At 61.0% G+C, this 6,923-nt stretch carries 4 protein-coding genes; all 4 read left to right on the forward strand.

The window, feature by feature from the left end; translation table 11 throughout:
- The first annotated feature begins 125 nt into the window (after positions 1 to 125).
- Positions 126 to 1,493: a polysaccharide biosynthesis/export family protein gene (locus AC1DX4_RS32430; RefSeq protein WP_477224202.1), complete on the forward strand. Its 1,368-nt coding sequence runs from the start codon at positions 126 to 128 to the stop codon at positions 1,491 to 1,493.
- A 209-nt stretch (positions 1,494 to 1,702) separates the two neighbouring features.
- Entirely contained in the window at positions 1,703 to 2,581 is an 879-nt protein-coding gene (locus AC1DX4_RS32435; protein WP_477224203.1) for a sulfotransferase family protein, read from the forward strand.
- Positions 2,582 to 2,765: 184 nt separating this feature from the next.
- Entirely contained in the window at positions 2,766 to 4,268 is a 1,503-nt protein-coding gene (locus tag AC1DX4_RS32440) for a lipopolysaccharide biosynthesis protein (RefSeq protein ID WP_477224204.1), read from the forward strand.
- 140 nt (positions 4,269 to 4,408) lie between these two features.
- Positions 4,409 to 6,923 (forward strand): cadherin repeat domain-containing protein (locus AC1DX4_RS32445; protein WP_477224205.1); only part of this gene is annotated, 2,515 nt, incomplete at its 3' end.

The raw sequence follows: 6,923 nt of genomic DNA on the forward strand, positions 1-6,923 counted from the left end.
TGCTCGTTCGACCGAGAGCGGATTTCCAAGGCTTACTTCTCGAACCCACAAATACCCTGCTGTCACGCACCAGCCGACGAATGTCGATTGGTCTTGACGGCAAGCAAGACAACCGGAGTACAACGATGTGTGCTGACCAGCAATTTCCTTCCCAGCCTTTGCGAATGAAGGATTGGGGCCGACGGCTTTTTCCCAGATCCGAACCAGCGGCCGGCCGTATGCTCGCAATGATTGGTGGCCTCGCCATTGCCTTTGTTCTGCTCACGGCAGACGCATCCCGTGCCGATGGATATACATTCGACACCGGCGATGTCCTGCGGGTAACCGTGATTGGCGAGGAATCCTATCCGCTGGAAGTCGTGGTCGATGATCGGGGCTCGATATCACTTCCCATGCTGGGCGATATCCAAGCGCGCGCCCTCACCACCGTTGCCCTTTCGCAGGCCATTCAGCGTGCATTTCAGCAGCAGAAGCTCATCCTCGAGCCCTTTGTGAAGGTGGAGATCGGTCAGTACCGGCCATTCTTTATTTCCGGAACGGTGGCTCATCCTGGATCGTACCCGTTTCAACCCGGAATAACGGTTCGCCATGCACTCACCATAGCCGGCGGCTTTCGGGCTACCGTCGTGGGAAACACGGAGCCGGCCCTGCAAATAGCTGATCTGCGCAGCGCACGCGCAGGTCTGGCGATCGAAGAATATCGTCTGAAGGTTCGGCTCGCCCGGCTTCAGGCGGAAAGCCGGGCGGACAAATCCTTCGTTGCTCCGGCGGATCCGCCGGTCGAGTTTGGCGGACACTTGATTGCCGACATCATAGCGTCCGAACAAGCGCAACTGGACGCCCGCCTTACCGCATATCGGGACGACATTTCTTACCTGGATGTCTCGTTGGATCGGGCCCGGAAGGAAGTTGATATGGTCGCTGCCACGCGAAAAGAGAGGGAAAAGACCGCGAACATTCAACTTGAAGAACTGCAGTCTGCCCGGTCGCTGCGGGAAAAAGGTCTGATAACCAACTCGAATGTCATGACGGCGGAAAGAGCCCATACGAGCTATCGCGCCGAACTTGCGCAGACCGAACTGCAGCAGGAGCAAGCGCAGCAGGCGATGCTGAACTCGGAGAGCGAGCTGAGAAAAAAGAAGCAGAGTTATGAAATGGACTTGATCTCACAAACACAGGATACGCAGGTCGAGCTGGGAAAAGTTCAAAGTCAAATAAGGTATGTTGCCGACAAGCTTCTCTTTATCTTCACATATGGCGAACAGAGGACCTTCGACGACCTGCAAGGCTCTGTGAAGATTTTGATTTTCCGGCGCGACCAGAAAGTCGCCCACGACATCGTCGCCGATGAAAACACGGAAGTCAAAGCTGGCGACGTCATCGAGGTTTCGCTTGTGGCCAACAAGGGGTTCTACGCACCGGACACGTTGGGAACAATAGCGGCACCAAATGCCGAAGGCCCGGCACTTCAGCCAAGCATTGTCGGCCAATAGCACCAACGGGTGTCCGCTCCATCACTCCGGGCGGCCGATGTCGAAACGGAGCAGAGCGGATACCTCCTCCGTACAGCGGCGCGCCGCAAGACGTTGCGTCGCGCCCAGCGCCGCCTTCCCATCGTCCGATCGCGCATCGCGGGTGCAATCCGCAGCTTGTCGTGCGGATCGGCGCAATCCTGGCTCACCTTTAGCGACGGAGACTTATGATGACAGAAAAAGAGCTGAAACCTCCGATTTTTCTGATCGGCAACTATCGGTCGGGGACCACAATCGCACAAAAATTGATCGGGCTGCACCCCGACATCGTTACCTGGTACGAGCCAAAAACATTGTGGCTATATGCCGATCCGGCGCGGCGTCATGACGAATTCGTCGAAACCGATGCCACCGATAGGGTCGCTCGTTACATTCGCGGCCGGTTCCTCGATTATCAGTCGCGGCACGGCGACCGGCAAATCATGGAAAACACACCTGCCAACGTCTTGCGCGTACCGTTTGTCCACGGGATTTTTCCGGAGGCTATATTTCTCTATATTACGAGGAATCCATTTTCTTACATAAGCTCAATGGAGCTTAAGTGGCAGAGAGCGAAGTCTATCAAGGGACTAATACGCCTCCTGAAAATCACCCCTGTCACACAAATTCATTATTACGCAAAAGATGTTATAAAACAGATGATCACAAAAAGGCTGTTGGGGCGAAAATACACATCGATCTATGGGCCGCGCTACAACGGAATAGATCGGGATTTGAAGGAGAATGAAAAGTTGACGGTGATCGCGCGCCAGTGGGCACGCGGCAATCGAAAGGCTCGAGAAGATCTCGCCAGGCTGGGCAACGGCCGCGTGCTGTCCTTTCGCTATGAGGATTTGATACAGGATCCCGAGTTGGTCTTGCGCCGCGTCTATGAGCATTGCGGGCTGAACTGCACTGACGATATCGCTCGCCAGGCCAAGGAGATGATCGACCCCGGCCGCCAGCAGAAATGGCTCCGCCTCGAACGGAAGGATCTAACCGCGATCATACCGGAGGTCCGGGATGAGATGGAGTTCTATCGCTACGAAATTCCCTCGCTTCTTCAGTAGGTAAGGCGCGCCAGGACGGGCGGCACCACAGCCGACGCCCTTCGTGACCAATGCGATCGTGACGCCGTGCGGCCGCGGGCGCGTCGCCGAGCATCACCCAATCTAGTCGCTGGTCGTGTCGCTCGGCGAACCCAGGAAGACGCAATTGCCGCCTGTGTGGGTCGGCCCAGGATTGGAGAGAAGTGTGAGCAAAAAACGGGGGCTGGCAAAACAAAGTGTCGTGGGCATGTTCTGGACGTCCCTGTCCATGGGCGCCCTCGCGGTCGCGGAGCTTGTCGCCCTTCTCATCCTGGCCCGGCTTCTCTCGCCCAATGAGTTCGGCCTTTATTCCGCAGCGCTGATCGTCATCAAGTTTTCCGCGATCTTCCAGGGGCTTGGCATTACCCCCGCGATCGTCCAGCGACCTGTGCTGGAAGAGCGGCATCTTCGGGTCGGGTTCACCTTGTCGTGCCTCCTCGGCCTCGTTGTGTCCGCGTTGGTCTGGGCGATAGCACCGGCAATTGCCGGCTTGCTTCGACTCGCCGATCTGGCTCCGGTCGTTCGTGCCATCTGCTTCGTGTTTCTTTTCCAAGGGGCTTCCATGGTGGCATTGGCCGCGGCTCAGCGCTCGCTGCGATTCCGCTGGCTGGCGCTTGTCGATGCCTGTGCCTTTGCGACGGGCTACGTCGTTGCCGGTCCGGTCCTGGCTTGGCTCGGCTTCGGCATCTGGGCCCTTGTCGGTGCGCTCCTGATCCAGCAATTCATCCGCATGGTCGTGCTGCTCGCTGGCCAGCCGCATCCGATGCGGCCTTTGCTGGAGCGGCGCGCCATCACCGAACTGCTCTATTTCGGAAGCGGTTTCACCATTGCCCGGGTATGCAATTACCTCGCCACCCAAGCGGACAGGCTTGTCGTGGGCCGCTGGCTCGGCGCCGATGCACTTGGACTGTACGGCCTGTCGTCACAACTGATGACGACGCCCGCGGTCATCGTCGGTCAGGTTCTCGATCGGGTGCTGTTCCCGACCATGGCGCTGGTCCAGGAGCAGCCCGCGCGGCTTGCTCGTGCCTATCGCAGCGCAGTCGCGGGTTGCGCTCTGCTTGTCCTGCCGGCCAGTGTGGTCGTGGCGATCGTCGCGCCGGAGTTGGTTGCGGTCATTCTCGGGCGGGGATGGGTAGGGGTAGTCGCCCCGCTCCAGATTCTAGCGTTCAGCATGCTGTTCCGCACGAGCTACAAGCTTAGCGATTCCGTCTCGCGCGCAACAGGAACGGTCTACGCTCGCGCCTGGCGCCAGGCGGTTTTCACCATCGGCGTCTTCGCCGGCTCCCTCATAGGGCAATTCTGGGGCATAGAGGGCGTGGCGTTCGGCGTCGGCGCGGCCCTCGGGATCAACTTCTTGCTGATGGCACAGTTGAGCCTCCGCGTGACCGGGATGACATGGAGAGACTTCCTTGTGGCGCACCTGCCTGGGCTCGCGCTGGCGGGCGTTGTCGGAACCGGCGTCTGGGCACTGGTGGAATGGCTGCGCGAGTTCCATCTATCTCCTCTTCCCCTGCTCATCGATACGGCATTGCTGGCATCTGCCGGGGGCTTGCTGCTGTGCTGGATCCTGCCCTCGCTGTTTCTCGGGCGGGACGGGCAAACACTGCTGCGCTTGCTCGCTTCGGTGGCGCCCGCCTGGCCTAGGATGAAGAAGGCAACTGACTAGTCAACGACAGAACATTTGGGCCGCGGCTTTCGTGCGCTGCGTACCGTCGCCATGCTCGATCTGGGTATCGGAACTGACGCCCTGTCGGGCACGTCGCGATTCCGGATTTAATCGAGAGAAATGCGGAAAGGAAATCCAACATGGCTAAACTGCCTGAGCTTCCCTGGGGCGACGTGAAACTCTTGATGACGGAGTTCGGCATCGACGCCTCGATCAAAGGCGACTGGCTGAACATTGACAATTGGACCCAGCCGAGCGGAGCAGCGAGCGGCAGCGAGACTCCGCGCGTACTCTCCGAGCTTGGCGATGGAGTCGCTGCCGTAACCGGCAAGGGCAGTCACACCACCAGCTTTGATCCCGCCGCAAACCGGCTCGATCTCGTCTCCGAGCATCGGACCACGCCGGCATGGGGGAGCGAGGGCGGATTGAAACTGACTGGCCTCACCGAGGCGGCAGCCAGACTTGGCATTCATCTTGACAGCACGCTTCTCGACAGGCTTGCGGCGAAGGCCTCTGGGTTGTGGCACAATATGGAAAAGGGTCACGCCGACAGCTTTCTGACCTCCACTACCACTATCCCTGAGGCAGTTGCTGACATCGGCACGGTCTCGACGCGCGCCGCGGTCACCACCAGCAGCCTCTTCGCCGCCAGCTCTAGCGCAATCGACCCTATCTTCGAGACAAGGGTGGCGACCGCCGGCGACGATGTCGAGCAGAAGGGCTCGGGCTCGATCTCGAGCAACACCAACGACCTGGAACTGGGCTATGACAGCAGCACCCGTCAGACGGTAGGCATTCGCTTCACCGGCATCGACATCCCGCAAGGCGCCATCATCACCAGCGCCTACATCCAGTTCCAGGCCAATGAGGTAAAGACCGGCGCGACCTCGCTGCTGATCAAGGGCGAAGATACCGACGACGCGAGCGCCTTCACCAACGTCAGCTTCAACGTCTCTTCACGCGCGACGACGGACGCGTCCACCGCCTGGACGCCGGACCCGTGGACCACGGTCGGCGCCCACGGGTTGGCCGAGCGCTCGCCGGATCTGTCGACGATTGTGCAGGAGATCGTCAACCGCTCGGGCTGGGCGGCGCTCAACGACATGGCATTTATGGTCACCGGCACCGGCACGCGCACGGCCGATTCCTACGAATATTCGCCGACCAGCGCTCCGCTGCTGCACATCGAATATCTGCTGCCTGGATCCGGGGTGGCCTTCAACACCCCGGCCGACGCCGACGCCGCCGTCAACCAGATCGCCGAGCTTGCCGCGGCAGGTGTACCCACCGGGATCACCGCCTCGGCCACGGATCCCGATGCCGGCTCGACCGTCACCTATAGTCTCAACGATTCACGCTTCGCCATCGACGCCAGCAGCGGCGTCATCACGCGCTCAGCCACCGGCGCGCTCGACTTTGAGACGCAGTCGTCCATCAATCTGACCGTGACGGCAACCTCCTCCGACGGAAGCACCGCCAACCAGGTCTTCACCCTCGCCGTCCTCAACAGCCCTGAGCCGGTCGCCTTCAACTCTTCACCGGACGCCAACCCCGCCGCCAACCAGATTGCCCAGAACGCCGCCGCCGGCACGGCGATCGGGATTACCGCCGCAGCCACGGATCCCGATACCGGCTCGTCAGTCACCTACAGCATCGACGACTCGCGCTTCGCCATCAATGCCAGCACCGGTGTCATCACGCGCTCGAGTACYGGCRCGCTCAACGCCCAGTCCGAGCCGTCGRTCGCCCTSACCGTCACSGCCACCTCGTCCGATGGCAGCATCGATACCCATGCCTTCARCSTCRACGTCACGGCCARCCAGMTGCCGGTGGCCTTCAACGCMCCTCCMGACGCCAACGCCGCCGCCAACCAGATCGCCGAGCTTGCCGCGGCAGGTGCACTCACCGGGATCACCGCCTCGGCCACGGATCCCGATGCCGGCTCGACCGTCACYTACAGCATCAATGACTCGCGCTTCGCCATCGACGCCAGCAGCGGCGTCATCACGCGATCGGCCACCGGCGCGCTCGACTTCGAGACGCAGTCGTCGATTGATCTGACAGTGACGGCAACCTCGTCTGACGGAAGCACCGCCAACCAGGCCTTCACCCTCGCCGTCCTCAACAGCCCTGAGCCGATCGCTTTCAACTCCTCGCCGGACGCCAACCCCGCCGCCAACCAGATCGCCGAGCTTGCCGCGGCAGGTGCACTCACCGGGATCACCGCCTCGGCCACGGATCCCGATGCCGGCTCGACCATCACTTATAGTCTCAACGATTCACGCTTCGCCATCGACGCCAGCAGCGGCGTCATCACGCGCTCAGCCACCGGCGCGCTCGACTTTGAGACGCAGTCGTCGATCAATCTGACCGTGACGGCAACCTCCTCCGACGGAAGCACCGCCAACCAGGTCTTCACCCTCGCCGTCCTCAACAGCCCTGAGCCGATCGCTTTCAACTCCTCACCGGACGCCAACCCCGCCGCCAACCAGATTGCCCAGAACGCCGCCGCCGGCACGGCGATCGGGATTACCGCCGCAGCCACGGATCCCGATGCCGGCTCGACCGTCACCTACAGCATCGGCGACCCTCGCTTCGCCATCAATGCCAGCACCGGTGTCATCACGCGCTCGAGTACCGGCGCGCTCAACGCCC

The sequence above is a fragment of the Mesorhizobium sp. P3_A8 genome, from assembly GCF_056402995.1.